A 26999-nucleotide genomic window follows, 5' to 3' on the forward strand; every position below is an offset into this window, starting at 1 on the left:
AACCAATATCGGCCGATGATGCCAACAGCGGCCATGTTGCTGTTCAGATGGTTTCTCGGCTCGCCGATGCTTCAATCCGCGAACCAGCAGTCATCGAGATGTGCGAGTAGCGCGATCCTGGGTCTCGTTCGGTGACGGCTTCAGGTTGAGCCAGCACCACAAACATGCTGACGATCAAGTGCGAAAACGCCACCGTTTCCCTGTCGAAGCTCGCATCGAACGATGCAACCAGCGTCACGCCGGCAAACATCGCAAGCCACAAGTGCAGGATTCCAATTTCTGCTGACCGCTTTCCATATGAGGAAACGAGCCGCCGCCGGTCCGACATCGCGGCCAGCGGAAGACTGAACCAAAACACGGCAAAGGTGATCAGGCCGACCACGCCCGAATCGAAGAATATTTCTACGAACTGACTATGCGCCAAAAGAAGAAACGGACTATAGAACCCTACTTGACCGGGGCCATATCCGGTCCACGCTCGTTCCAATCCAAGTGTGGACAGATAGTACCAGTGGTGAATGCGCCAATGGACCGACGTCGGCGCGGTGCGCCAGTCCCACACCGCATATTCGCCGTTCATGATGTATTCCGGAACGGTGCTCAGGTCCGAGAACAACTCTCCAAATGGAGATGCCCACATGAGGATCGCGAATGCTGCCGCGAACGCCGGAAGGAGAGCAGGCCGCTGGACAAAAAAGTATACGCTGAGGGTCACTCCGAGCAGCGCGACACCGGTCCTTGAAGCGGAAAGGACCAGGGCAACAACAAACAGCGAGTACACCGCGAGGTGAAAGTGCTGAATGGGAAGCCGCATTTTCCGGCGCGACAGCTCGCAAACGAAAAAGGTCAGCACGATCTCCAGGCTGTAGGGTACGGGGTGCGAAGAAAGACCCGCCACCCGCTTAAACTTGTCGTATTGGGTGACAAGCTCTGCATGACCGGTCAGGTATTGCACTAGTCCGACGGCGGAAATGATGAACAGCAGCGACATATAAACGCGATGGACGTTGAGGCAAAAACTTGGATGTCGGTAGAGGGACGAAAGCAATGCCACGAACATGATCAGTTGCAGATACCTGAAGATCTCGTACCAGGCGGAATATTGGTCGATTATCTTGCCGGCTCCAGCGCTGACGATAAGTGACAGTCCGCAAGCGGCAATAAAGATGGACAAGCAGATCAACAGTGTGAAAACTCGTCTGTGTATCCTGACGTCCCGCATGTACCAGATCGCCACAGCACCGATCCCGATGACGGTGATCGATAGGATCATGGAAAAGCTCGTCCCGGACAAACGATCGACGCCGTTAGAGATTGATCGAAAGAACGTATAGATAAGAAAATACAGCAGGAGTGCACTCATCTTGAACGGCGCCCTGGTTCGATCGGTTTGAGGCTATACCCCAACCGCGGGACGGGGGTGGCGCGTTCGCCGCCATGCCGCGCGAGCAGCCCGCTAGGTGGCGCTGGGCGGCACCGTGCGAGGCCGCACATGAGGACCGCCTCGATGAGGCTCGATTGCTCTGCGATAGCATCCGAGAGTGCGCTCTGCGATAGAGCGCCAGTCTTCCCGTTCAGCCAACCAGTTGCGTGTCTTCTCGCGCAGTTCCAACGGCCACGGACTGTGTGCAAACGATGCCAGGCGATCCGCGAGCCCTGATACATCTCCCACATGAAAATAGTGCGCGTCATTCAATCCGATCTCCAGGTGAGCAGGAATGTCACTGGCTACCACGGGCAAACCGAAGCTCAGAGCTTCCAGCAGCGCGATTGGCAGGCCTTCGTGCGAGGATGGCAAAACGAAAATGCCCGCGTGGGCGTATAGCTCCCGCAATGCGAGGCCGCACTGGAAGCCCGCCATGATCACCCCAGCGGTTGCCCCCGCGCGCGCCGCAAGCATTTCGGTATATGCGTTTGGATGCTCGGAGGCGCCGACGAACACGAGCTTCCATCCGGTGAGCCTGGCATCGGCAAAGGCCTGAATCAGGTCGGTGTGCCGCTTCTCTGGTACCAGCCGGCCCACCATCAACACATATCGTCCCGGCGTAAGCCCAAGCTTCTCCAGCACCGAAGTGCTTTTCGGCACGTCAGGCAAGGTGACGCCGTTTGGAATGAGGTCCGAATTCAGGCCGTACTTATCCCGCACCAGCTTTCGGATGGTCTGGGAGATGACGATGCGGCCGTCGGAAAATCGCATGCCCCACGCCTCGCCGGCGCGCAGGGCCATCCTGGCCAATCGGCCCCACTTCTCCCGTTCGTAATCCGGGCCGTGGTGCGTCACGACAACATGCAGTCCCAGCAAGCGCGCGAGTGGCGCCATCAAGGCCGGCCCGATGGCCTGGATGTGCAACACGTCCGGCCGCTGCCATGCGGCGACAAGCACTCCGAGGAACGAATGGACGATTGTCTCGAGACCCGAGGTCTTCGGGCACCATACGCGCTGGTAACGCACACCCTGCCACTCGTCGCCGCGATCAGGCGGCATATACGAGGAGCGAACGATCACCTCGACATCGCAGCCCAGTTCCTTGAGATGAGGGCAGAGGTGCTCTGCGTGAACTTCCACTCCTCCCTGCACATTGGGAAATCCACGCAAGCCAAGCATGATCACCCGCAGTACCAGATGATCCGCACTCACTGCACCCTCCTGTCAAATTAGTTATTCATGAATTCCTTGAGCGGATATCGGGCGTCGACCGTCTCTCTCCCGCGCACCAATCGTGCCTTTTGCTTTTCGTTGAGGAACGACGTTCGCTGGACACGCGGAGTAGGCGCGACGTTGGAATAATCGATGTATTGATCGAAACAGATCGGCCGGCCGAGCTCGACCTTCAGCTTGTTCTTCAGCACCCAGATGAGCGGCCCCATCTTCGGCGCCTGCGGAATCAGCGTTGAGCGCATTGCCGTGCGCGCGGTCGTCACCATCCAGCAGTTTTGTTGGCAAGCGTGAACCTTGGCGACGGAGTTCTTGGCCGTGTCACTGGCCATGATCTCACTCCAGGACTGGCGCGCCAGGTTGCCCAGCGGCAGGTCCGACCGCACATTGCAGGCCCATACATCGGACCAGGGGTCGATGAATGCGAAGTCAGTGCCCGCGCTGCAGCGTATCAACCGCGGGTGGCCGAGGATCTTTTCGATCAAGCCCAGATTCAGATAGGCGCGAAACCAGTTCTTCGGCTTGTTGCTCTTGAGCATTGCAGTGATAAGCCCTTCCACCTGTCGGGCCACCGCGACGCGCTCGTAGAAATAATTGTCGTTCTTGTAGAACTGCCACGCGTTGTGCAGCGTCGAGGTCGCAAGTTCGAACCCCATCGAACGCGCCAGTTCATAGGTTCGAACGAGCTGAGCCACATTCTCATCCTGGATGACGAAGGCGAATCCCAGGTCTTGCCCGCCTGCCTCCTGCAGCATGCGAAGTCCGGCTACCTTCGTGGCATAGCCGTCCTTCTCGCCGCGGATGCAGTCGCTGGTGGTCGCGTCACCCTCGAGGCTGAAACGAACCTTGATCTTCGGGTGCTTCTTGATGATGGGGAGGAGACGCTCGGGATGCAGGCCGTTCGAGCTGATCTCTATGATTCGGGCTTTGGGGTGGAGCAGGTCCACCATCTCGGCCAGATCCTTCCGCAGAGTCGGTTCTCCGCCGGAGATATTGAGATTATCGAACCCCCCAGGAAGCTTCGCCAGGGTCTCGAGCGTGACCTCTTCCTTTGGATCGGTCGGATTCTTCCAGATGTAACACATCTGGCATCTCGAGTTGCAACGAAACGTGGAGATGACGGTGAGGTCCATTTGCAATCCTCAATGCGATGAATGCCGCTCGCTCACCAGTGATCGGTAGACGGCCATCAGTTCGGTGTTATGCTTCTCGAGAGAGAAGTCCGCTTCGACGCGGCTTCTTCCTGCCGCTCCCATGCCTGCACGGCGTGCGGCGTCGCTCATCAGGCAATCGAGGTGACGTCGAAGCTCGTCCGCATTGCCGGGCTCAAACAAAAGCCCCGTCACGCGATCGTCCACGAGCTCCGGAATGCCGCCGACGCGGGTCGCTATGACCGCCTTGCCATAGGCCATCGCCTCCAGCACCGACATTGGGCAGTTCTCGCACCACTCCGAAGGCACAACCACCACGGAAGCCTCGGCGATCGTCTCGTTTAAAGTCTCGCCGGATAGCTGGCCCGCGAAACGCACGTTCCGGGTGAATTGCGCCCTTAAATTATCCGCCAGCGGGCCGGAGCCTGCGATGACGAGAGGCCACCGGCAGTCCGCTGCCTCGTGGGCGCGCAACAGCGTCTCCGCACCTTTTCCCGGCGCGAGCCGGCCGCAATAGAGCACGTATCCCTTGTCCCGATCGCTCGCCGAAATGCCGGTGACATCCACGCCGTTGTAGAGCACCTGGACCCGGTCCGATGCGAACCGAGGCAACACCGACTCCCGCATGAACTGGCTCGGCGCGAGGAAGCGATCGACCTTCTCGTAGCTGCCGAACCAGCGCTGAATGACCGCTTCCATGTAAAGCGTGGCGCTCTGCGCGATCGAGCCGTCAGCGCAGCGGTGCATCAGCACGTGACGGAAATCTCCAGCGAGACACGACGAACATAACTGGTCCTCTCGCATGCGGGTGTGCACCGGGCACACCGGCTTCGAATCGTGCAGTGTCAGCACGACCGGAATCCCACGCGACTTGGCGACGCCAACAATCGACGGGGTCAGCTGGTGATAGATGTTGTGGCAATGCATCAGATCCGGCCGGGTCTCCTCGATCAAAGATGCGAGTTTGCTCACGGCTTCGCGCGAGTGAATCAACGAGAGCGCGCTCTTGATCTTGGCGAGATGGCCGCCGGTCCGGTATTCCTGGCGAGACACGAAGTGATTTGCATAGCGAGATTCGATGTTCCGCTCGTGCTGCATCGCGAAGTCAATGACGTCTGCCCCGCTGCTCGTCAGGAACATCCGTTCCTGAAGCAGCACTGCCTCTGCGCCACCGTTGTTGAACAGAAACTTGTTGGCGAGCAGTACTTTCATTAAGGCCCTCGACATGCACATCACAAAGGCCGGCATCAACAGTGGCCGGTGCACTCTGTGTCCGACGAAAAGCTACCGTGAAAGCAGTTCGATGCAGGCGGCGCATTCAGAGTGGCGGCGATGAAATCTGGGGTACCCAGTAGTGAGTACCAGCGCCGTGGTTGCCAGAGCGACGCGGTTTGTTGATAAATGGAGGGCTGTTTCCCATCGGAAACATTGCTGCATTCACGACGGCAATTTGAGGATGAGCATGGGGAGATCGCACACGCAATCAAATGAGCACCGAAGCCGCTTGGTCGGCTTGCACGCAATCAGCCTGTCCGGTGGTGGCTTCGCGTGAAGCGACTTCTCAGCCGAACCATATTCCATGCGGCTAGTTGGGCTGGACTTGCACCTGCCTTGCGCAAGGCATTTGCCGGCAGGGCCGCTATCCTGATGTTCCATGAGATTCAGCAGGACTGGCGCTCGGAGCTGAAGACCGGTGCATCGCCTGATTTCCTCGAATACACTCTGAAGTGGCTGCGCCAGCAAGGATGGGAGATCGTCAGTCTCGATGCATGTCTCGAGCGGCTGGCGGTGGATCCGCAACCCCGCCGCTATGCGGTGCTTACCTTCGACGACGGCTACAAGGACAACGTCACGACTGCATTGCCAATCCTTGAGCGAAATAGCGCGCCCTTCACCGTCTATGTTCCAACGGGTGCGGTGACGCGAACGATGCAACCGTGGTGGCTGGGCTTGCGCGACCTGTTCCGCTCGAGAGACAGTCTTGCGATCGACGCAATGAACATGAGATTCAGCTGTCGCGATTTTGACGAGAAAGCATCGGCCCTGGAGAAGGTGAGCAACTGGGTCCATGAGGATTACCAGCGGGTCGAAATGCTCGCCCCTACGTTCAGCAAGGCCGATCTATCGCTGGAGGCCTTGAACGACACCTATTTCATCAATGAGCGCGAGCTCCAGGCTCTGGCACGACACCCCCTGGCTTCGATTGGCGGACACACGGAATCACATCCGGCACTCGCGTACCTGAATGCAGCTTCAGCGCGCGCCGAAATGGCGGGTAATCGCACCTATCTGGAGGGACTGCTTCAGCGCCCGGTCCGGCACGTCGCTTTTCCCTACGGCAACTCCAGGGCATGCGGTCCTCGAGAACAAGATCTCGCGGTGGAAGTCGGTTTTTCGACTGCAGTCACAACTCGGCATGGACAGATATCTGATCGCGAGCCGAATGTTTTTGGGCTTCCCCGCATCGCGGTCGGAGGTCCATCCGACGACAGAGTGCCGTTCGAAGGGCGAATGAATGGCGTCCAGTCGGCGGTCGAGATGCTGTTCGGTCGCAGCAATTGATATCGTGCATTCCGATCGCGTCGAAGAGCCGAGGGCACGCGAATTCCGGCTCGGGCACGAGAAGCGGGTCGAGCGGCCGGCGATCTCGTGGGTCAGGATCGGCCGCCGACAGCGCTCCACACGATCATGCGTGACTGGCGATTCCTGAGATCCAGCGGTGGAAGCCGGATCCGGGCGGGCAGGTCGCGAAATTGTAGCCGATTTTGGGGTTCACCTTCAGGCGATCCAGTGTGCCAAGGTCGCTGACTCTCGTGACGGACCCGTCTGCAGCAAGAGAAAACACTGGAAGTCCGAGTGCCTCGAACACATACCTCGTGGTCGCGTGGCTGCGATCCTGGCCATGATCTTCGTAGATGATCAGCGTGTCGCGCTTCAGAACCTGCCGGGCGCCCTTCAGGGCGGCAACCTCCTGGCCCTCGACGTCGAGCTTGATGACGAGCCGATCGCTGTCGGTCAGCTGCTGGTCCCTTGCCAACGCATCGATCGTTATCGACATGACGGGTTCGGTGTGTGACGGACGGTTGCTCTGCGACGTTACGATGTGTCGGGCCGAATGAGGTCCGTCGTCGGAGAAGAACAGGCTGCGACCGTCGTACTCGAACAATGCCCTGCGGCAGATCTCGAAGCGCCGATCATTCGCGTCGCGGTTCTGCTCGAGAATTGCAAGCGTCTCCCGTGAAGCCTCGACGGCAATCGCGCGCTTGCGACCCAGCATTTCCGACGTAACGAGAACGGACCAGTATCCGATGTTCGCACCGCAATCGAAGAACGTATAGTCGGTATCCTTCAGCCGCAGCAGAAGCATCGCTATGTCCGGCTCGTAGGTCATATCGGGTTGGCCGATGAAGAACGCATTCCAGTAGACGTCGTTCAGCTCGAAGTACAAACGGCTGCCGTCGGCGAAATGCACGCAAGACAACTGGGAATGCAGAAGCGGCTTGACCGCCCGCATGGCAAGTCCCATACCGCGCCCGGTACTCCGCGCAACAACGGTGTGCAGAAGCCTCACCAGGCCCATGGAAAGCCGGCTTCCTGACACCTCGTATTCGAATGTACCCCGGTCCATCAGGTACCGCCTCCCGTGCGTAAATCCGATTGCAGCAGCCGCGTCCTCGGATGACAGCGAACGCATTCAACTACCTCCCCAATTCATGTACGCGTGTCCCGACTGCCGCGAACAGGCTGCAGGTCAAGAATGGTGGCGCTGGCTTCCGGCCGTATTGCCTCGGTATGCGGTTCGGATGCACCTCTCCCCGTTGCGCGCCTGACCAACGTGAGGAGCGCCGTGGTGGCTGTGATATCGATCCCTTCCGCCGAATACATGTAGGCCGCTGTCCACGTCCTGGTTGCGATGCCTGCGCAGGCGCCGGCAACCGCCGCTCCTATTGTCCCGAAGGCCAAGGTCGCGCCGATCATGGCCAGGATCCCCACCGCCCAAGTGGTCACCACGATGTGCATCGCGGCGCGCTGATGCCCCGTCATGTTCAAGGCGATGGGGCCGATCCCGAAGTATGTCGACACCAACATGCCGATTGCCAGGACCATCAGGACGCTGTAGGCGCGGGTGAAAGTCTCTCCGAACGCCATCAGCGCGAGGTCGCCGCCAAGTGCCAGCGTCGCAACGCAGCCGAGGACGGCGACAAACGCACCCAATGACGCTCCCGACGTGACGCGTGTGATTTCCGCATGGCGATTCTCATCGAACAGACGTGCGATGAGGGGCGCCGCGGGAATACAGAAGGTCGCCAGGAAGAAATCAAGAAGGAGCGCGATCCGGCTGGCAGCGTAGTAATATCCAGCGGCTTCCGGGCCGACCATGACCGAGATGACGACGAGGTCGACCGTGCCGCCCATGATACTGGTGACGCTGGTTACCCAGAACGGTCCCGAACTGGAAAGGACGTCGCCAAGCCGGTCATTCGATCGTCTCACCGCCATGGTGAAAACCTTACATCCCTCCGCGAGATGCCGTAGGTAAATGTTCTGAGCGGCGATCAACACGACCAGGATTCCAGTCGCAATCAGCAGAACGTCTTGCGCCGGCAGCGGATGGCCATACGTCGCGAAGAGAACGGCGCCCAACAATATGATGAGAAACCGCCACAACACATCCTTCGAAACGAGCGCGAGATTGACGGAGCCGAGCGTGCGCCCTAGCGAGCTCTGCATTTCGATCAAGGACAACGGCAATATCAGAAGCACGCTCGTGGCATATTGCCAGCTTCCGAATATTCCGTCGCGGCCGTGAGCGGCGACGAACGGAAGGAGGGCGATTACGGTCACGGCAACGCTGCCCAGACATGCCACACGAAGCCGCTTCGCGACGATCGAGCCGATCTCCGGGTAGTCTTTCCGGGCGGCGATGCTTGGTATTTCCCGCAACACGCGAAATTGCTGACCGACGAGGCCGACCGTGGAGGCGACGAGCGCGAACGTCATCAACGACATGAGCGCTCCGTATTCCTCTATGTTCATCATCCGCGCAAAGCTTACACCGAAGAGGAAGGAGACGACGGCGCCCGAGCATCGGTATGCCAAGGCCAGCCATGACTGCCGGAAGACATTGCTGAACATGGTCGCCGGTCCGCCGGGCGCTCGGGTAAAGCTCGTCATTGCTCAAGCCAACGTTGGTGGACGCCACGCGGCGCCCAGTAATTGTGATCGAGCTCTTGCCCGAAATTCCCGGTTCGGCGCACCTCGTGGGCGGAGGAGCGGACTGCGCGGAGGCTGAGCGTTCAAAGGCGACTCATTGTCAAATCGACACATTGTCGCAGGGGCGAATATAACCCCACGGCTGCGGAGAGCGTTCGGCCCTTCTGGATTACCCACTCCGGTGGCCGCAGCGGGAAACATGCTGCCTTCATCGCGATGAAGGCGGTTCGCCGACGCGCACTGTTCGGCGGTGATGTACGGGGGCATTTCAATCGAGCTTGCGGTATCGCGATCGGGAGCCAATTCATGCGACTATAAGTCAGGATTGGCCTCCTTGTACGTGTGTTGTTTCTCGACCTTGAACGAACCATCGAAATGGGGCTTGACGCCGCTCGCCTTGAGCCCCTGGACCACTGCAGTTCCTCCGGATGCGGTGCCTGCAGACCTGCGCGCGGGCGCGTGTTCCCGGTCAGACCTGTCGCGCAGCAATCCTATTCCAATCCCCAGAAGCATGCCGCCGAGGATCGCTGAACCAAGTATCAATCGGGCGTTTGGCGAACTGGCCGTGTAGGGATGAGACACCCCGGTGAGCAGACGAGCCTCGAACACCGGCGCGGATTGCTGCTGCATGGCGTCCATGTAACGCAACATCCGGAGGAAACTGTCATACGTTTTGGCGGCGGCGTCCGCCGTAGCTTCCAGTTCGCGGAGTTCGTCTTGCGTCGGTCCGGTCGATTGCGGCGAGGGTGGACCTGCCGCGGCGGTGTTCGCGGGAGCCGCCATGCCAGTCTTGTAATCCGCTACGGCCTTTTTGGCGGCCGACGCCTGGCTGCTCAATTCGTTGACACGATCCTTGACCCATTTCTCGTTTTGCAGACCCCATTTGTATTTCGCGTCCATCTGCGTCGTAATGTAGGTCTCTACGATGGTGTCCAGGACCTGCGCTGCCCGATCGGGGTCGGCGGAGTTGAAGGCGAGATCGACAATGTAGGTGAGGCCGGCGCGCTTCACCGAGAGCTTGCGCGCGAATGCTTCCATCGCATCACGCGTGACGACGTCCGTGTCCGGTCTGCTCCAGCCGAGCATCCCTGATATCGACCGACTGAAACGGTGCAGGGCGCCGCTGGAGAATTCCCGATCCCCCGCCAAACCGAGCTTCGCGATCGCCGCGCGAGCGACGCTCTCGGACTTCAGGATTGCGACCTGACTTTCGACGGCCGTCGTTGCCGACGCCGTGTCGTTGGAAGAAGCCGCCTTGGCGTCGACGATGAGCTGCGCGGTTGCCGTAAACGTCGGAACGGTGACAACGAGATAGAGCAAGCCGGCGCCAAACATCAGAAAACACGTCAGCAGTATGATCGAGAGGCGGCGGCGCAAGAAAGCGAAGCCCTCCGCCACGAATTCGGCCGGCGAACCAAATTCAGGCGGCATCGGGTCCTGAGGTGCCGAATTGTCTGTTCTGTGAGTTTGCAGCATTTGTCTCGAACCTGCAGTTACTGGTGGCCTACCGAAGCCTCCGCCGATCAAACGGGAACGGGATCGATTGCAATGCCCTTGCGGTCTTGCTGTACGGCGTGCACGCAGCAGTCGACATCGCGTTAACAGGCATTCCAATAGACCTTTCTGGAGAAGAGGGTCATGACGATGATCTTGAGATCGAGAAGGAATGACCAATTGTCGATATAGTACAGATCGTGCTCGACACGACGTTGCATCTTCTCCAAGGTGTCGGTTTCGCCGCGATAGCCGTTGACCTGCGCCCAGCCGGTAATGCCGGGCTTGACGTTGTGGCGGCGGGAGAATGACGAAATCAGCCGGGCGAAGCTCTCGTTCTGCGAGGTCGCGTGCGGACGAGGTCCGACGAGTGACATATCGCCGACCAGCACGTTGAAGAGCTGTGGAAGCTCATCGATATTGCTGTGGCGCATGAAGCGTCCCAACCGGGTCACGCGCGGATCGTGCCTGGTCACCTGCTTGAAATTGTCGCCGTCCTCCATCACGGTCATCGATCTGAATTTCAGCACGCGAATAGTCTCGTTGTTGTAGCCGTGCCGCGTCTGACGAAATAGCACCGGCCCGGGGGAATCGAGCTTGATTGCGAGCGGAAGGATGACGAAGAGGGGACTGATGATGATAAGTCCGACAATTGCGGCCGCGATGTCGAAAGCTCGTTTGATTGCCCGGTGGAACGGCGTCAGGGGAGACTGGAAGATCCGCATCGTCACCATGTTGCCGAACTGCGTGATGCGCGACACAGCCATGAGGTCGATTGCACCGACCGGGACGACGTGAACGTCAACCGGGAGCTCCGACAGGGCGCCGGTGAGCGCGAGGGCAGCCGGAACATCCGACTCCGAAGTCAGAATGACAATGTCATCCGCTCGCAGCGGCCGGCACTCCGCGATCAGTTCTCGGACATGGGATCGCACCTCCGGTGCCGAAGCGCCAGTGCGAAAGGTCGGCAACTCGAACGAGCGAATGGTCCGGATTCCGGTGGCGCTCACTCGTCCGGAAAAATTCAAGCAGTGGCTCGGTTCACCTATGAGGATGACGCGCCTGGCGTCGATCAGTCCGGATGCGATGGCAGGTTGCAGCAACGAGAAGCATATTGCCCGCGCGCAGAGCACCATGACGATGACGCTTGCTGCCTGGGCCATCACGGTCGCGCGCGAGTAGCCGTCCGAGATCTTGAGAAGAAATATCGTCGAGATGAAGAAGGAGAATACGAAGAAGACGGCGCTGACGCCGCTCCACATGAAGATGTGCCGGGGCTGCGTCTGGATCCGCGAATATTGCCGCAGCCCAACGGATACGAGCAGCTGCAACGTGGCAATCAGAATGGATTCCAGGATGTATTTTGGAGTGTCCGGATAGTCGAGCTGAAGGCCCAGTCGGTAATAGAGGACGGCGGCGGCAAAAGCCCCAACAGCTACGAGGAGGAACTCGGCGCCTGCCGCCAATACCAGCAAGGCGGCCAATCGATTCTTGCCAACGTCAGCCGGAATTGCCTTGCGGCCAGTGACCGAATGCGCCGAACGCTCGGTAGGAGCCGGCGAATTGGTGAAAGACGCATAACTCACCGGTTACTCCCAAGCAGTCCGTCAAGCAGTCCGTCCCCCTGACAAAAACAATAGCATTCGGGTCAGGAGGCGGACTGGCAATAAATGGGTAGCCGGGAGTAACTACGATGGTCAGTTGAGCCGAGGCGCTGCGGGTTTAGATTGTCGATCAATCAGTGAGACCGAGCCATCGAGCACGCCATGCCGAACGCCAAGCTGCGTAAATTCTTTCATCTTGACAACCGTAGCGGTCAATCAGGCAGTTGTGTCAGATGGGGCCTGGTGGCTGTTGGCCTGACGATTTCCGCTCAGGCGAAAGCCGAATATCGAGTGAACGTCGGAGATGTTCTGGAGGTCGCGGTAGCCGGCGTGCCGGAGCTGCGGCAGCGTGCTCCGGTCCAGGTCGATGGCAATATCTCGTTGCCGCTGGTTGGGATGGTCCCGGTCGCCGGCCTGCCGTTGCAAGAGATTCGGACCAAGGTCGGGGCCGCACTGACGAGCAAGGTCTTTCGACAGAGGACCGTGGACGGCCGAGAGGTCGTGGTCGTGATCGATGCAGATCAGGTCACGGCGATCGTGGCGGAGTACAGGCCTGTTTACGTCAACGGGGACGTGTCGAAGCCGGGCGAGTACCCTTATCGTCCGGCGAGCACCGCGCGCCAGCTCATCGCCATGGCGGGTGGCTACGACATCATGCATATCAGGATGAATAACCCGTATCTCGAGTCAGCCGACCTGAGAAGCGAGTATGGATCGCTCTGGACAGAACTCGCCAAGGAACAGGCGCGTATGTGGCGCATCAAGAGCGAACTCGGGGAGGGGACGCAGATCAATCCAAGCGCTTCTCTTGCCGACGTGCCCATAGCCCGGTCGGCGGTTTCGGAAATCGTCAATGCGGAAGCCGAATATCTGAAGACGAAGCAGAGTGACTATCAGCAGGAAAAGGCGTACTTGCAGCGCAGCGTTCGGCAGGGAGACGATGAGGTCCGCGTACTATCGGAGCAGCAAAAGAAAGATGAAGAGGGACTTCAATCCGACGTCGAGGACCTTCAGAAAGCGACCGACCTGTTCGGCAAGGGATCGTTGATCAGCCCTCGCGTGACGGATGCCCGTCGCGCGGTTCTGCTGTCGGCGACCCGGAGGCTGCAGACCTCTGCGCAATTGCTACAGGTCAAGAAATTGCAGGACGAGTACGCCAGACGGTTGGCAAAGCTCGACGATCAGCGGAAGCTTGATCTGTTTCGTGAGCTGCAAGAGACCAGCTTAAAGCTCAATCAGATTCGCGAGAAACTGCAGAGCGTCGGCGAGAAGCTTCAGTACACTTCGATGGTTCGATCGCAGCTCGCACGGGGCGCCGGCAGTAAGCCGGATATTGTCATTATTAGAAAGAGCGAGAAAGGACCGGAACGGATTGTCGTGAACGAGGACGCCGAGTTGCAGCCGGGCGACACCATCGAGGTCTCGCTGCGATACCAGGATGGTCCCGACGCGCCGCCCCGAAAGCTGAGCAGTTCAAATGCCCCGGTCGTGATAGGCCGGTCTGAGGTGACCGCGGCAGACTCGCGGCGCGACAGCAGGTGACAAAGCCGGAAGCGATCGGCCCATCACGCGAGGCCGGGAATTTGCGCTCTCGTCGATCGCATGAAGCGGCCGGTCAGCCCGCATCCGGGGCTACCTGGAATCGGAAGACACGAGCAGCCATGGAGTTCGATGCCGCTCATCCGCATATTTTATGGCCTATCCGACGATGGCGCCGCCTAAGCATAGGGTAATTCCGCCTGATCTGAGCCTTGAATATTTTGTGACCTTGACCGTTCTCGATCCGCTCTTCCGCTTCTCTGCGATCTAGAACTCACAGAAGGGTGACCTCCTTGTGCGGCTTCGTTGGCATCTTTGGATTTAAGGATTCGATCGAGACGGTGCGCAGCCGGGCGCTCGAGATGGCCAAGACGGTCAGGCACCGCGGGCCAGACTGGAGTGGCATCTACTCCAGCGACGGCGCAGTGCTCGCGCACGAGCGCCTTTCCATTGTCGACGTGGAGCATGGCGCTCAACCCCTTCTCGACGTCACCGCGGGTCGGGCTTTGGCCGTGAACGGAGAGATCTACAATCATGTCGCTTTGCGCGAGGCACTGAAGCTGCCGCACGCTTGGAAGACGAAGTCCGACTGCGAAATTATCCTGTATCTCTACGACGAGTACGGCCCTGCCGTGTGCAATATGCTGAGTGGAATCTTTGCATTTGCCCTCTTCGACGAGCGCAGTGGCGATTTCTTCGTCGCCCGAGACCACATCGGCATTGTTCCGCTCTACATCGGATGGGGAAGCGACGGCACAACTTACGTCGCGAGCGAAATGAAAGCTCTCGATGGCGTATGCGAGAAGATCCGGGAGTTTCCTCCGGGACATCATTACAGCGGCAAAGCCGGACAGTTCGTCAAGTGGTATGATCCCCAGTGGGCGCATACTCTTCCAACGAGGAAGGTGTCCCTGCAGGAGCTCCGAACGTCGCTCGAAGCTGCGGTCAAGCAGCAAATGATGTGCGATGTGCCTTACGGGGTGCTTATTTCCGGGGGGCTCGACTCTTCGCTTATCGCGGCGCTCGCGGCGCGCCACCGCTTCAAGCGGATCGAGTCGGGAGAAACCGAAGAAGCATGGTGGCCGAGGCTGCACTCGTTCTCCGTCGGCCTCGAAAACTCACCTGACATGAAGCATGCGCGAGACGTGGCGGCTCACATCGGCACGGTCCATCATGAGATTGTCTTTACCGTGCAGGAAGGGTTGGACGCATTGCCGGACGTGATCCGGCACCTGGAGACCTTTGATGTCACCACCATTCGTGCCGGCACGCCGATGTACCTCATGGCGCGCAAAATCAAATCGATGGGCATCAAGATGGTGTTGTCCGGAGAAGGCGCTGACGAGGTATTTGGCGGCTATCTCTACTTCCACATGGCACCATCGGCAGAAGAATTCCATGAGGAGACTGTCCGGAAGATCTTTGCACTGAGCAAGTATGATTGCTGTCGCGCGAACAAGGCAATGGCGGCCTGGGGGGTCGAAGCTCGTGTGCCCTTCCTGGACAAGGAATTCCTGGACTACGCAATGTCGATAAACCCGGCCGAGAAAATGTGCCCTGGCGAGAAAATCGAGAAGGGCATATTGCGGGAAGCGTTTACCGATCTGTTGCCGCAAGCGATCTTGTGGCGTCAAAAGGAGCAGTTTTCCGACGGGGTAGGGTACAGCTGGATTGAGAGCTTGAAACATCAAGCCGAGAATAAAGTCTCGGATCAGATGCTCGCAGAGGCGAGCAAGCGCTTTCCGCGGCAAACGCCGACGTCCAAGGAAGGATATTTCTACAGAACCATCTTTGATGGCATTTTCAACAACCCGACAGCCTGCCTAACTGTGCCCGTCGGTCCTTCGATCGCATGCTCCACGCCGACCGCGTTTCTCTGGTCTCAGCAATTTGCGAGCATGAATGACCCATCTGGAAGGGCAGTGAAAGGGATCCACGTTCAGGCCATTGATCATGTTCAATCAGCTGGAAGCCTCGGCAGTTCGGAGGCCCCATCGAGCGAACGGGTTGCAGCGGCGGAGTGAAATCCTCCTTCAAGCGGATCGCCTGCCGTTGTGGGTGAATCCGGCGCGCCGTTTGCTGCGTCGGTCGCCACGGGCGGCCCGGATGCCGAGACCATTCAAGCCCGGCCCGTCGCCCGAAGAGCCGGCACTCAGCCTTCCTGCAACCAATGCCAGAGCGACGTCGTTGGCGCCGCATCAGGATCATGACATCGACGCGACCACCTCAAGCATCACCTCCGTCGCGCCGCCGGCGATCGAGAGGACGCGCGCGTCACGCGCTACGCGCTCGATCGCGCTCTCGCGCATGACGCCCATGGCGCCGTGGAACTGCACGCAAGCATACGCGACCTCGTTGACGAGTTCACCGCAGATGGCCTTCAACATCGAGGTCTCGCGCAGGCAATCGTCGTCGGCCGCCATGCGCCAGGCAGTGGCATAGAGAAACTGACGGCTTGCCTCCACTTTCGCAGAGAGCATCGCGAGACGTTGACGGATCGCCTGCATGTCCCAAAGGACGCCCCCGAATGCGCGGCGGGTCTTCACGTATGTGACGGTCATATCGATCGCCGCCTCGGCCATGCCTATCGACATGGCGGCGAGGACGAGGCGCTCGTTCTGCAAGTTGCGCATGATTGAATAGAAGCCTTGTCCCTCCGCGCCGAGCAGGTTCTCGGCGGAGATGCGGCAACCGTCGAAGACAAGTTCCGCCGTGTCGGAGGAGCGCCAGCCGAGCTTGTCCAGTTCGCGCGCGACGCTGAAGCCTGGCGTCCCTTTCTCGACGAGGAACATCGTGATCCCGTTGGTTCCTGCCGCGGGATCCGTCTTGGCCGCGACGCAGTAGAGATCCGCGTGGACGCCGTTCGTAATGTAGAGCTTCGTGCCGTCGAGCACGTAGGAGTCGCCGTCTCGGACCGCGCGCGTGCGGATGGCTTTCACGTCCGAGCCCGCATCCGGCTCCGTGATGGCGACCGCGGTGATCACCTCGCCGCTGACAATGCCCGGCATCCAGCGGGCCCGCTGGGCTTTGGTCCCGTCGTGAAAGACATACAAGGAAGCCATGTCGGCATGGACAAGCATCGCGTCGGCGACGCCGCCATAGGTCGAGCGCCCGAGCTCCTCGGCGAAGACCGTTGACGCGACGGAGTCCATTTCGGCGCCGCCATACTCAGCCGGGTAACGGATGCCGAAGAAACCGAGTTCGCCCATGCGGCGCAGGATCGAACGCGGAATGAACCCGTTCTCTTCCCAGCGATCCGCGTGGGGCTTGATTTCCTCCTTGACGAACCGGCGGACCTGGTCCCGTAAGAGCTCATACTCCGCCGCCATCCAAGGCAGCTCCGGCTCTCGCGCCGACATCCAAGCTTTGTCCATCGTCTTCATCCGATCTGCTATGAGCTGACTCAAAGGCTCCTGTCCCGATGCCCAAGACCGGGCAGAGGCCTTCCGGCTAGAGTTCGACCTCCTCTCTCGGTCCCTCCGAGAGGGAAGGGGTATTGGAACCGGCCACCCAGCGCATGCCGTCGATGACTTCCGCCAGCTCGGCCAGTGTCGGGCGCTCAAAGAGGTTGCGAAGCTGCACGTCGACGCCGAAGATCTTTCGCATACGCGACACCGCCCGTACCACCAGGAGCGACTCCCCGCCCAGGTCGAAGAAGTTGTCGTGGCGTCCGATCGACTCGAGTTTCAGGAGTTGGCACCATAGCGCGGCCAGGGTCTTCTCGGTCTCTGTCGAGGGGGCAGCGAAGACTTGCGCCGGCTGGATGTTTTCCGCCGTCGGCTCGGGAAGTGACGGGCGGTCGACCTTGCCGTTGGACGTGAGCGGCATCCGCTCGAGGCGAACGTAATGCGTCGGAATCATGGACTCCAGGAGTTCTTCGGCGAGGTGCGTGCGCAGATCCGCCACGGTCGGAGCTTTCGACGAGACATAGTAGGCCACAAGCCGTGCGATGCCGTCTTCGGGCGTCGACGGTTCGGGATGGCCGTTCGTTTTCTGTGTCGCTGCTTTCGTCATCGAGGTGGTGGTGGCGACGACGGCGCATTCCTGAACGTCCGGGTGCTTGAGCAGCCGTGCCTCGATCTCGCCCAGCTCGATACGGGTGCCACCGACCTTCACCTGATGATCGGCGCGGCCGAGAAATTCCAGGCGTCCTTCCGAGTTCCAGCGGGCGAGATCGCCCGTCTTGTAGAGCCGCAGCTTCGAGCGCCCATCTCGGGGATCGGCGACCGTGCGGAAACGTTCGTCGGTCAGATCAGGGCGATTGAAATAACCTCTCGCGAGACCGTCGCCGGCAATGAACATCTCACCGATGATCCCGGGCCCGGTGGGCTGATATTCCTTGCTGAGGACGTAGATTCCCGCATTCGCGGCCGGAACGCCGATCGGCACCGATGCGGATTGATCCCGGTCGGTGTCGAACCGGTGAATCATGCAGCCCACCGTGGCTTCGGTTGGTCCATACTCGTTGTAGATTTCGATAGGATGGGGAATAGCGTTGGTGATGTCGCGAGCCAGCGCGGCCTTGAAGTCCTCACCGCCCACGATGAACTTGCGCAGTCTTGTGGTCTCAAGATTGCGGTCGCGGATCATCGCGAGATGCGCCGGCGTCAGCTTGATGATATCCACCGCATTGTCGTCGATCACCTTGAGCGCGACCATGCTCTGCACTCCGGGATCGCCGAGATAGACCACGATGCGGCCGCCGGTGATGAGTGGCGTAAAGAGCGTTGTGACGGTCAGGTCAAATGCGAGAGATGAGAAGAGGGGCCATGCGAGACTCTCGCCGGAACTGTACACCTGGGCGGCCCACCAGATGTAGTTCACCAAGCTCCGGTGCTCGATCTCGACGCCCTTGGGCGTGCCGGTCGAGCCGGAGGTGAAGATGATATAGGCGGCGCCGTCCGGCGTGGCAGCGGACGGTCGGGCCGAGGCCGGTTGCTTCATGATCGAATCGAAATCGGCGTCGAGCACGAAAATGTCGGCAAGGTTCGGGGGAATGCCGGAGCGCAGGCGCGACTGAGTGATCGCCACCGGCGCCCGCCCGTCGGTTCCGTTGGAAATGTCCTGCAGGATTGTTGCGATACGCCCCTTCGGCGTTGCCGCATCCACCGGCACATAGGCTGCGCCGGACTTCAGGACACCCAGGATCGCAACGACGACTTCAATGGAGTGCTCCATGAAAACAACGGCAATCCGGCCCGGGCCGACGCCGATCGAGCTCAAATGCGCGGCCATCTGGTTGGAGCGTTCGTCGAGCTGCCTGTAGGTCAGCGTTACATTGCCAAAGCGGATCGCTTCAGCGTCAGGACTGCGCGTCGCCTGATCGCGGAAGAGATCGATGATCGTCCTGTCCGACGGATAGCGTGCTGCCGTGGCGTTGTAATCGACAACCAGCGCCTGATGATCGGAATCCTTCAACAGGGTAAGCGCTACGCCCTCCGGCGCGATAGGTAGGACCTCGTTCATGAAATACGCTCCCGTCGGGAAAACTAAAAAATCAAATCACGTCAATCGTTCTGCTTTTGGGTTGCCTGGCGATAGAGGTCTGCGATGGCAGGTGCGTCAGGTTCCATCAGCATCGTGGCTTCGTTGCAGTCATCGGGCCCGAAGTAAAATTCGGCATGCGGCACTACTGGTAGCCATCGGTGGGGCGCGGCGCCCGATCGCAGCCAGGCCTTGTTGGGAAGGAATATGCAAACCCGACCCGAATACGGGGTGGGAGCGTACCGCTGAAAGGCCGCGATCGCCGTGGATTTGAGCAGAGCCCTGCTCGCCAACACCGGATCTGTCGCGACAGGCTCTTTGCTCTTGCCAACGAGAGGGACGAGGGCGCGGAAGTGCTCGCGGAGGCGACTGCCGAAATATCGGAGACGGGCGCTGAATGTCGGCAGCTTCGCTGTCTCATGCAGGAACGATTCCGCCTTGCCCCGGGCAAGGAAATACAGCCGGCGCGGCCATTCCCCATAGGTGGTGGGGTGAAGCGGGCCAAACAGCGCAACGCATGAGACCTCCGATTTGCGTTGTCGCAGGATTTGCGCCAGTTCGAAAGCCGTTGAAGCGCCGGAGCAATAGCCGGCGATGATGTACGGACCGGTCGGCTGATATTCGACGATCTGGCGGGCGAAGTACTCGGCGATATCTTCGACGCGGTCCATCGGCTCGCTCTGCCCATCGAAGCCCGGCGGTTGGAGTGCATAGAACGGTTGATCGCCGCCCAGGTTCTTCGAGAGGTCCAGGAATGAGGACGGTGCCCCGACATGACCGGGTACGGCGTAAATGGGCGTGCGTGTTCCGCGAGACTGCAACGGAACGATTGCAGGCGATTGCGTGGCGGCGGCCGTGGCCATGTTCAGAAACGCGATGATCTCGCCCTTCCGACCCTGCAACTGATCGCGAAGCTCCGCCGTCAGCGCGCCGGCCGGGGCGTTGCAGCGCAGCCGGTCGCCCTCGACCCAAACCTTGATGTCCTTGACCGCGAGGTCTGCGAGCAGCTCAGAAAACTGCATCACCGGCGCTGACATCGGGCTTTTCATGGATGAAGCTGACATTTCCTGTTCCGTGCGCCATCGCGGTATCTTCGACCCCGGATGACAAGTTCATTTCCGGACGACCACGCTCCCGACATATCCAGGTTGCGGTACGAAGCTTCGGACAGCCCAATCCTTCTCATCCCAGCAAATGGGCTGTCCCAGGCCGCACCCCAGCGCCTTGGAGACAGCCTCCAGCCGGGTCCAGCGCTGGAGGAAGCCTTCCAGCCGGTCTTCCGGATCGAGGGCGGCGTAGGATTCGTACTCGGAGGTGGAAAGGCAGAGCGCGATCTCGTCCGCTTCGGGCACAGGAAGAACTGCCTCGATGTCCACCCCGACCTCCTGCCTGATCGAGAGGGCGATGACCGCGACTTCTCCGGATCGTGAGACGCTGAAGCGCAAGTCGCGGGCGGGCATGCGGCGGGAGAGGTGGGGTTTACCCAGCCGTCCATATTCCAGCTCGATCTCCGAAGGCGAAATTCCCAGTCTGGACGCGAGGACGTGGCGCAGCTGCCCGCGGCTGACGATAAAGCGCCGGCGGTCTCGCTCCAATCTCAATCCCCCGGCGCGCCGATGTTCCTCTTCGTTGAGGCAAACGCTTAGCTCCCGGATGACGTCCTGCTCCACATGGAGCATGAATGCCAGGACCTCCAAACCATCATTCTCGAGAACCGGCGTGATGATCCCTCGCCTCAGCTCAACGGCTTTGCCCAAAAAGCTCGAGGGGGCGGGGCCGGCTCCGCGAGTCCCGCGTTCAAGTTTGCGATAGCCTTGCCCGTCAAAGGAACGACTATTTTCCCACGCGCTCTGTTCACAGGCACCTATGCGAAAAGCCATCACAACTTGCTTTCTATTGGCCTTGATCCGGATTGCCGCCGGTAGATTGCGAACGGGTCTTGCGATGGGCATTCGAGCGGACTGCCGATTGAAATTTTAGTCGCGCACCGCCATGGCTCAATGGACCATCGTAATTACCCATTTTTTGCCAGTTCCCATCCGGTGCCCCGGATCGGAGTGCTTGAGTTGAGCGACTCGGCGGCAAAGCGCGGCGTCGTTCCGCCAGAGCGGAAGCGGGGGAATATTCCTAGGGGAATTGGGCCGCTAAACTGTCAACGGATGTAGTCCGGGCGTAAGCGCGACCCGGTCCGGCAGCCAAAAAGGGGCAGCACCGACAATGGCCGCATCGCCGACCCCGACATTGGTCCTCGCCAAAGAGCTCAAACCGATCGACCAGGAACTAGCCCCCCGAATATGGAATACAGAGCCGCGGTCTTTTTTGGAAGATTCGTAGCAATGGTTCGTAGCATCCGCTTGGCGCTGCGGAGCTTGGCCTCGATGTGGCGCTCCGGACTGTCTTTGCCTACAGCGATCCACGTCATGGCTTGTTCCCGATTGGCCAGATGGGACTTGTGCCCGCCGCCACCAGCCAGGAAGTCGTAGCCGCTTTCCCCGCGTGCAATGCTGTCCTCAATAGCCAGCACGTGGCTGACGAGCCCGGGCTTGAGCCGGCTATCGCTCTCATAGAGAAAGCCGCTCTGGTAGTTCAGGACACGGCCGTCGTGCACGAAATTGTACACGACCCCAATTGTCTCTTTCCCAACCAACGTCCGTGAGATGCGAACGGCCCCCGTAGGGACGCCGCGCGCAATGAGGTCCTCGTGAAACGGACGGAAGCCGGGATTGGCGAAGGCTCCCCTGCGTCCCCATCGCGACCGATGAAAGTCGCTCAGCAAATCGAACGCGGCGAGGGCCTCCGTCGTCGTTTCCATGATCCGGAGTTCAACGGGGCCGCGTTCGGCGTATAACCGCATGGCACGGCTCACGGCCTGGCGCGTGCTGCGGCCCAATGTGGCGCGATAATCGCCCCCGCGCTGGCGGACTGGGACAAAATCAACCCACAATGCCGCATCAGCCTGTTTCACCTCGGTCACGAGCCCAGCCAGGCCTGCGGCGCGACTGGCAGTCGCCTCAAGGTCCGGATCAATTCCGGAGAGCACCAACTGATCCGAGCGGCGTAAGCGGGACGTCAACGCATTGAGGCCCGCCGACATGATGGCATCGGATTGCTCTGCAAGAATACCGTTGTACTCGATGAACAATCGGTCGAAACGAGTATCCCCCGTTTCATTGAGCAGCCAGCGCGTTCGTGCATGCGGCCCGAGACTCCACGCCCGCCGCCGGCAAATAATCGCCAAGCCAACGATCTTGCCTGATGACCGGGCCACGAGGACGTGTGGTTGCGCGCCCTTCGGGATGTGCCGGAGCCAGGTGCCGATCCAGAGCCAGGACAGGAAGAACGAGTGAGTCACTCGAGCTTCGAGCTCCTTCCATGAGGTTTCAAGCCACGCAATGCTCTCCAGGGCATCCAGGCTGACATCGGTAACCGTCTCAGGCATGCTTTCCCGTTCCAACGCCAGAGGACCGAACGCGCGCCGCGACGGGAAGACCGAAGGACCAAGCTGCAATTCTCGCGCAAGATCCGATGCAAGATCCGATGACGGGTGGCTGGTCACACACAGGCATCCCTCTGACGGACACGTCGTGGTTGGGCGTCTCCGACGATTGTCTCGGCGGAGGCCGATAACGCGAACTATATCCGGAATTCGATCGAGGTGCGGACCCTTCCTGAGTACCCACGCTAGCCTCTTGTGCCGGCGGAGCAACTGTGCCGAGGTGAAGCTGTGATCGACCGGGCTCAAGGCTGGTGCAGCGCGCTCCAGCCCTCGGCGTCCGACGGCCTTGATCCCCCGCCCGCTCACCAGGGCCTGCCATGGCTGACGTCCGGTTTCTCACGTGGCGCTCGATCCCGAGGCGAGTTTTTCAAATCTCCGCCGCAGGTGATCCACGAGCAGTTCCGCGCCGATCAACAGGCAGCCTGGATGTCCGCCAGGCACCTGTATCAATTCCAGTTGAGAGCTGAGATGCCGCCATGCTCGGCCATCGTGGTCGGCCGCGTAAAAGGCCACAGGGATCTCGAGCGGTGCCGGACAATACTGCGCCATTGCGATTGAATGAGCGTCCCACAACGCCGCGGGAATCTCGACCTTGGCGCTCGCAGTCTGTCCGTTCGCGGGGAGCTTCATGTATCGCTCCAGTCTCACCATTTGCTCGAAGGTCCAACGCAAGAGATAAGGGGAAACCAGCGGCTTTAGCAGCCCCAGGATCGCCCGTGGCATCGGACGGGCACTGACAGTCGGCGGGTCCACCATCGTAACCAAATCAACCGTGTGGCCGGCTGCCATCAGCTGGCGGGCCACTTCGAACGCCACCATGGCGCCATTGCACTTGCCGCCCAGAAGAAAGGGACCGCTCGCTTGCCTTGCCAGGATGAACGGCAGGCGGTCGGCGGCCATTGCCTCGATCGAAACCGGAATCGGCTCCCCATGAAGACCGTGGGGGTTGATCGAGATGATCGGATAATCCGGCCCCAGAAGCTCTACCAATCGCCGCACACTCGCGTGGCCGCTGACAAGGTCGCCGTTAAAAAAGTACAGCGGAGACCGCGTGCCGCACGCATGGGGCTGGAAGAACGCCGTCGCCCGCGTGTCCATTGGTGCGGAAACCCTTGCGGCAAATTGCCGGATGGTTTCCGCCCCGAACATGATGGTTTCCGGCACGGGATAGCCGACGAGCCGCTCGACCTCGAGCAGCATCTCCATCGCGAGAAGGGAGTCTCCGCCGCTGGCAAAAAAATCGCTGTCAACGGTCACGGTCTGGTTCTTGAGCAGCCTGCGCCAGAGCGTCAGCAACTCGGCTTCCAGATTCAACGGCCCGTTCGCGACGGGCGCCGGCATCGGCGCCAGATAACCCCGTGGCCGGTCGACCAGCTCGCGCAGACGTCGCCGCTGAACCTTTCCCGTCACCCCCTTGGGCAGATGGTCGAGCGTCAGAATGCGTCTCGGAATCTTGAACGAGGCCAACTCGCGTTGCAGGAACTGGCGAAGCTCGGCAGCGGTCGGCTGCGCGCCGCGATGAGGGACGATGGCGACTGCGACGTCCTCGCCCAGGCGCGGATGTGAGATCGCGAAGGCCGCGGCTTCCGCGATGGCCGAATGTCGCAATAGCGCGGCTTCGATCTCGGCGGGAGAAATTTTCTCACCGCCGCGATTGATCAGCTCGCTCAGGCGGCCGTGCAGCGAAAGGAAGCCGTCTTCGTCGAGGCTGCCGATATCGCCGGTGTGAAACCAACCCTTCGTGAAAGCGGCTTGATTGAGTTCCGGCGCATCGAGATAGCCCGACGTCACGGTCGGTCCACGAATCCAGATCTCGCCGTGCTCGCCGGCTGCCAGGGGATGTCCATCCTCACCAATGATGGCCACGGTATCGGGCCAGGGTTTCCCGCAGGTGCCCGGCCTGTTCGGACCGGGCGGCAGCTGGTTGGCGGCGATCTGTGCCGCCTCGCTGGAGCCGTAATGCTCCAGCACCGGCACGCCCAGAGCGTGTTGCAGGCCTTCCCGCACGGTCCTCGGCAGCGGCGCGCCGCCTGACATGGCGAACCGCAGGGTGTGCGCAGCCCCTGCATTCTCGAGGCTCTGCGCCTTGTCCAGCACCGTGGCGTGAAGCGTAGGGCCCGCCGAGTACCAGGTCGGTCGCAGGACATCGAACCACTCATCGAGTGCGACGATGGCACTGTTCGCCGGGATGGCGATGCTGCCTCCCGTCAGCAACGGCGTGAAGACCGTCACTTTCAGCCCATGAGAATAGTACGGGGGCGACACGCTCAAGCATCGGTCCCGGGACGTGAGGCCGAACCAGGCCCGAAGGCGTTCGGCCGCCGCCAGCATATTGTCATGACTGAACGGAATGAGCTTCGGCTGCGCGGTCGTGCCCGACGTCTGCAGGATGAAGGCGGAGGAGCGCGGATCCGGCTCGGCGTCGATGGCAGGGGAGCCGGAAACCTGCACGTCGATCTCGAGCCCAAGCTGCCCCTGTCCGACCGGAGCGGCTTCTATAATGGCAAGCGTTCTGCGGGCTGCGGCCTGGCGAGCTTCAGGGGCACTGCCCTGCAGCACGACGAGGGCGCTCAGGTTCAGCATGTCGAGTCGCTGCTCGATTTCAGGCTGGGAGAGGCGTGGGTCGAGGGGCACCGCGACGGTACAGCAGGCGACCGCCACAATGGTGAGAGCCGCCTCCGGGCCGTTCGGCATCAAGACCCCGATCCGGGTATTGCAGTCGAATCCGGCCAAGCGCAGCCGCCGGCGGAATGCATTCAACTGGCGTTCAAGACCGCTGTATGTCAGAGGCTCGAAAGCGCTCGAGACGATCGCCGGTTGGTTCGGAAAACGACTGGCAGTTCGACCGATGACTTGGCCCAATGTGAGTCGGGCTTCCGACTCCCCACTGTCGCGCGCGCAGACGCTCTCGGAACACATGGTGGCGGCAGGCGTCTCGTCGTCCAGAAGCATTCCGTCCTACCTTGAACAACGCAAGTCGGCTCGCACAACCATAACGCGCCGCTCCCGAAGATGCCTTGCTGTACAGAAGGTGAAGGCAGCAATTAGGGATTAGCCAATATTCAGTGCGGCATCCTGCCATCCCGCCGATTGCGAGCATTGGTGAGGGTGGTGACTTAGCTAAATCAGGCAGCGTCGCTACTTGAAATCGTTGATGAAATCCTCATCGAACCCTAAGGCGCCAAAGGCGCCTCGATTTCGTTTGCCTGCGTGAGCGGAGAACAGCGGTTTGGGCCACGCCGGATCGGCCAGCGAGACGGTATCGGGCGGTCTTGGCAGCCGCCAGGTCATCGTCATGACCGCGCAAGACGCAGACGGTTCTCGCCGACTACGCGCCGCGATAGCCATTCGGGTTCTTCATCTGGAAATGCCAATGGTCGGCACACATCTGTGTCAGGGATCGCTTTGACGTCCAGCCCAACAGGTTCTTCGCGAGAGCTGGATCGGCATAGCAGATCGCGACGTCGCCGACCCTGCGTTGGTCGATCACATACGGAACTGGCCGGCCACTCACTTCCTTGAATGTCTGGATCACGTCCATGACGCTGCTGCCGCTTCCTGTTCCGAGATTGACAGTCAGAAGGCCGGGCTGCCTCAGTTGGCTCAGGGCGCTCAGATGTCCGGATGCAAGATCGACAACGTGAATGTAGTCACGGATCCCGGTGCCGTCCGGAGTATCATAGTCGTTTCCCCAAACATGCACCTTCGGACGCCGTCCGATCGCCACTTGTGCGACAATCGGCAGCAGATTGTTCGGCACATCCAGAGGATCTTCTCCGATCAGTCCGCTTTCGTGGGCGCCAACCGGATTGAAGTAGCGCAGGATGGCAATCCGCCAATCCTCGTCGGACCCATGAAGATCCTTCAGGATTTCTTCGATGAAGTATTTTGTGCGGCCGTACGGATTGATCGGTGCGACAGGATGCTTCTCGTCCAGCGGCAGGTACGCGGGTGTCCCGTAAACGGTTGCGGATGAACTAAAGACCAGCGTCTTGACGGATGCTCGCGTCATGGCCGACACGAGCCGCATCGTTCCCACGACGTTGTTGTCGTAATAGGTGATGGGTTGAGCGCTGGACTCGCCCACCGCCTTGAGGCCTGCGAGATGAATGACCGCGGTCACGTCGTGGGCGCGCAGGATCTGGTAGATCGCCTCTTCATTGCGGATATCGGCATGCCGGAAAATGACCGATCGTCCGCAGATGGCTCGTATCCGTTCGAGGGAGGCGCTGTTGCTGTTGGAAAGATTGTCGACCGCGACGACATCGAGCCCGGCGTCGAGTAGCGCGACAGCGATGTGGGACCCGATATAGCCGGCGCCGCCGGTCAACAAGATCATTTCCGCTTCCGTTTCGCGTCTG

The 26999-nt window shown here is 60.4% G+C and carries 19 protein-coding genes; 3 read left to right on the forward strand and 16 right to left on the reverse strand.

From position 1 onward, the window contains the following. Positions 1-43: 43 nt before the first annotated feature. From ACE10X_RS01840 to ACE10X_RS01855, 4 genes are all read right to left on the reverse strand, one after another. Positions 44-1363 (reverse strand): O-antigen ligase, encoded by a 1320-nt coding sequence (locus tag ACE10X_RS01840; protein WP_038385698.1) that lies wholly within the window; start codon positions 1361-1363, stop codon positions 44-46. Between the two features lie 93 nt (positions 1364-1456). Further along, positions 1457-2638, reverse strand: coding sequence for a glycosyltransferase family 4 protein (locus ACE10X_RS01845; RefSeq protein ID WP_244435849.1), 1182 nt, complete (start codon positions 2636-2638; stop codon positions 1457-1459). 17 nt (positions 2639-2655) lie between these two features. Next, positions 2656-3789: a radical SAM protein gene (locus ACE10X_RS01850; protein ID WP_038385697.1), complete on the reverse strand. Its 1134-nt coding sequence runs from the start codon at positions 3787-3789 to the stop codon at positions 2656-2658. Between the two features lie 9 nt (positions 3790-3798). Further along, positions 3799-5019: a glycosyltransferase family 4 protein gene (locus ACE10X_RS01855; RefSeq protein WP_375763967.1), complete on the reverse strand. Its 1221-nt coding sequence runs from the start codon at positions 5017-5019 to the stop codon at positions 3799-3801. Positions 5020-5418: 399 nt separating this feature from the next. Here ACE10X_RS01855 and ACE10X_RS01860 point away from each other — a divergent pair, with 399 nt between their 5' ends. After that, a complete protein-coding gene (locus ACE10X_RS01860; RefSeq protein WP_304557431.1) occupies positions 5419-6369 on the forward strand; it encodes a polysaccharide deacetylase family protein in 951 nt (316 codons plus the stop codon). Between the two features lie 124 nt (positions 6370-6493). Here the strand turns inward: ACE10X_RS01860 and ACE10X_RS01865 are convergent, their stop codons facing one another. The 4 genes from ACE10X_RS01865 to ACE10X_RS01880 form a co-directional block, all read right to left on the reverse strand. Then, entirely contained in the window at positions 6494-7501 is a 1008-nt protein-coding gene (locus ACE10X_RS01865; protein WP_244435848.1) for an FkbM family methyltransferase, read from the reverse strand. A gap of 17 nt (positions 7502-7518) precedes the next feature. Further along, positions 7519-8943 carry an oligosaccharide flippase family protein gene (locus tag ACE10X_RS01870; protein ID WP_375763968.1) on the reverse strand — a complete coding sequence of 475 codons (1425 nt, stop codon included), beginning with the start codon at positions 8941-8943 and terminating at the stop codon, positions 7519-7521. Between the two features lie 390 nt (positions 8944-9333). Further along, entirely contained in the window at positions 9334-10452 is a 1119-nt protein-coding gene (locus ACE10X_RS01875; RefSeq protein ID WP_038385693.1) for a Wzz/FepE/Etk N-terminal domain-containing protein, read from the reverse strand. Between the two features lie 167 nt (positions 10453-10619). After that, positions 10620-12101: an undecaprenyl-phosphate glucose phosphotransferase gene (locus ACE10X_RS01880; protein WP_038385692.1), complete on the reverse strand. Its 1482-nt coding sequence runs from the start codon at positions 12099-12101 to the stop codon at positions 10620-10622. Between the two features lie 180 nt (positions 12102-12281). Here ACE10X_RS01880 and ACE10X_RS01885 point away from each other — a divergent pair, with 180 nt between their 5' ends. Continuing rightward, positions 12282-13661, forward strand: coding sequence for a polysaccharide biosynthesis/export family protein (locus tag ACE10X_RS01885; RefSeq protein ID WP_038385691.1), 1380 nt, complete (start codon positions 12282-12284; stop codon positions 13659-13661). 281 nt (positions 13662-13942) lie between these two features. Beyond that, positions 13943-15682: an asparagine synthase B gene (gene asnB / locus ACE10X_RS01890; protein ID WP_051003062.1), complete on the forward strand. Its 1740-nt coding sequence runs from the start codon at positions 13943-13945 to the stop codon at positions 15680-15682. 180 nt (positions 15683-15862) lie between these two features. On the opposite strand, the gene ACE10X_RS01895 is transcribed toward asnB, so the two are convergent. From ACE10X_RS01895 to galE, 8 genes are all read right to left on the reverse strand, one after another. Next, a complete protein-coding gene (locus ACE10X_RS01895) occupies positions 15863-17041 on the reverse strand; it encodes an acyl-CoA dehydrogenase family protein (protein ID WP_085970670.1) in 1179 nt (392 codons plus the stop codon). Positions 17042-17108: 67 nt separating this feature from the next. Further along, a complete protein-coding gene (locus tag ACE10X_RS01900) occupies positions 17109-19124 on the reverse strand; it encodes an amino acid adenylation domain-containing protein (protein ID WP_375763969.1) in 2016 nt (671 codons plus the stop codon). A 41-nt stretch (positions 19125-19165) separates the two neighbouring features. Beyond that, positions 19166-20206 (reverse strand): thioesterase domain-containing protein, encoded by a 1041-nt coding sequence (locus ACE10X_RS01905; RefSeq protein WP_375763970.1) that lies wholly within the window; start codon positions 20204-20206, stop codon positions 19166-19168. A gap of 48 nt (positions 20207-20254) precedes the next feature. Continuing rightward, positions 20255-21094 (reverse strand): 4'-phosphopantetheinyl transferase family protein, encoded by an 840-nt coding sequence (locus tag ACE10X_RS01910; RefSeq protein ID WP_375763971.1) that lies wholly within the window; start codon positions 21092-21094, stop codon positions 20255-20257. A 308-nt stretch (positions 21095-21402) separates the two neighbouring features. Then, entirely contained in the window at positions 21403-22698 is a 1296-nt protein-coding gene (locus tag ACE10X_RS01915; RefSeq protein WP_375763972.1) for a GNAT family N-acetyltransferase, read from the reverse strand. Positions 22699-22974: 276 nt separating this feature from the next. Then, positions 22975-25590: an AMP-binding protein gene (locus ACE10X_RS01920; protein WP_375763973.1), complete on the reverse strand. Its 2616-nt coding sequence runs from the start codon at positions 25588-25590 to the stop codon at positions 22975-22977. A gap of 186 nt (positions 25591-25776) precedes the next feature. Then, positions 25777-25935, reverse strand: a complete 159-nt coding sequence (locus tag ACE10X_RS01925) for a hypothetical protein (RefSeq protein ID WP_157788018.1) — start codon at positions 25933-25935, stop codon at positions 25777-25779. Positions 25936-25966: 31 nt separating this feature from the next. Continuing rightward, positions 25967-26977, reverse strand: a complete 1011-nt coding sequence (gene galE / locus ACE10X_RS01930) for a UDP-glucose 4-epimerase GalE (RefSeq protein WP_038385685.1) — start codon at positions 26975-26977, stop codon at positions 25967-25969. Positions 26978-26999 lie beyond the last annotated feature (22 nt).

Source organism: Bradyrhizobium sp. Pha-3, from assembly GCF_042258325.1.
GTDB classification, from domain to species: Bacteria; Pseudomonadota; Alphaproteobacteria; order Rhizobiales; family Xanthobacteraceae; genus Bradyrhizobium; species Bradyrhizobium elkanii.

Excerpts from the sequence above, each read along its gene's own strand:
- ACE10X_RS01840 (WP_038385698.1), bottom strand. The coding sequence starts at position 1,363 with ATGAGTGCACTCCTGCTGTATTTTCTTATCTATACGTTCTTTCGATCA.
- ACE10X_RS01850 (WP_038385697.1), bottom strand. The coding sequence starts at position 3,789 with ATGGACCTCACCGTCATCTCCACGTTTCGTTGCAACTCGAGATGCCAG.
- ACE10X_RS01855 (WP_375763967.1), bottom strand. The coding sequence starts at position 5,019 with ATGAAAGTACTGCTCGCCAACAAGTTTCTGTTCAACAACGGTGGCGCA.
- ACE10X_RS01865 (WP_244435848.1), bottom strand. The coding sequence starts at position 7,501 with ATGCGTTCGCTGTCATCCGAGGACGCGGCTGCTGCAATCGGATTTACG.
- ACE10X_RS01870 (WP_375763968.1), bottom strand. The coding sequence starts at position 8,943 with ATGTTCAGCAATGTCTTCCGGCAGTCATGGCTGGCCTTGGCATACCGA.
- ACE10X_RS01875 (WP_038385693.1), bottom strand. The coding sequence starts at position 10,452 with ATGCCGCCTGAATTTGGTTCGCCGGCCGAATTCGTGGCGGAGGGCTTC.
- ACE10X_RS01885 (WP_038385691.1), top strand. The coding sequence starts at position 12,282 with ATGCCGAACGCCAAGCTGCGTAAATTCTTTCATCTTGACAACCGTAGC.
- ACE10X_RS01895 (WP_085970670.1), bottom strand. The coding sequence starts at position 17,041 with ATGAAGACGATGGACAAAGCTTGGATGTCGGCGCGAGAGCCGGAGCTG.
- ACE10X_RS01900 (WP_375763969.1), bottom strand. The coding sequence starts at position 19,124 with ATGAACGAGGTCCTACCTATCGCGCCGGAGGGCGTAGCGCTTACCCTG.
- ACE10X_RS01905 (WP_375763970.1), bottom strand. The coding sequence starts at position 20,206 with ATGTCAGCTTCATCCATGAAAAGCCCGATGTCAGCGCCGGTGATGCAG.
- ACE10X_RS01910 (WP_375763971.1), bottom strand. The coding sequence starts at position 21,094 with ATGCCCATCGCAAGACCCGTTCGCAATCTACCGGCGGCAATCCGGATC.
- ACE10X_RS01920 (WP_375763973.1), bottom strand. The coding sequence starts at position 25,590 with ATGCTTCTGGACGACGAGACGCCTGCCGCCACCATGTGTTCCGAGAGC.
- ACE10X_RS01925 (WP_157788018.1), bottom strand. The coding sequence starts at position 25,935 with ATGACGATGACCTGGCGGCTGCCAAGACCGCCCGATACCGTCTCGCTG.
- galE (WP_038385685.1), bottom strand. The coding sequence starts at position 26,977 with ATGATCTTGTTGACCGGCGGCGCCGGCTATATCGGGTCCCACATCGCT.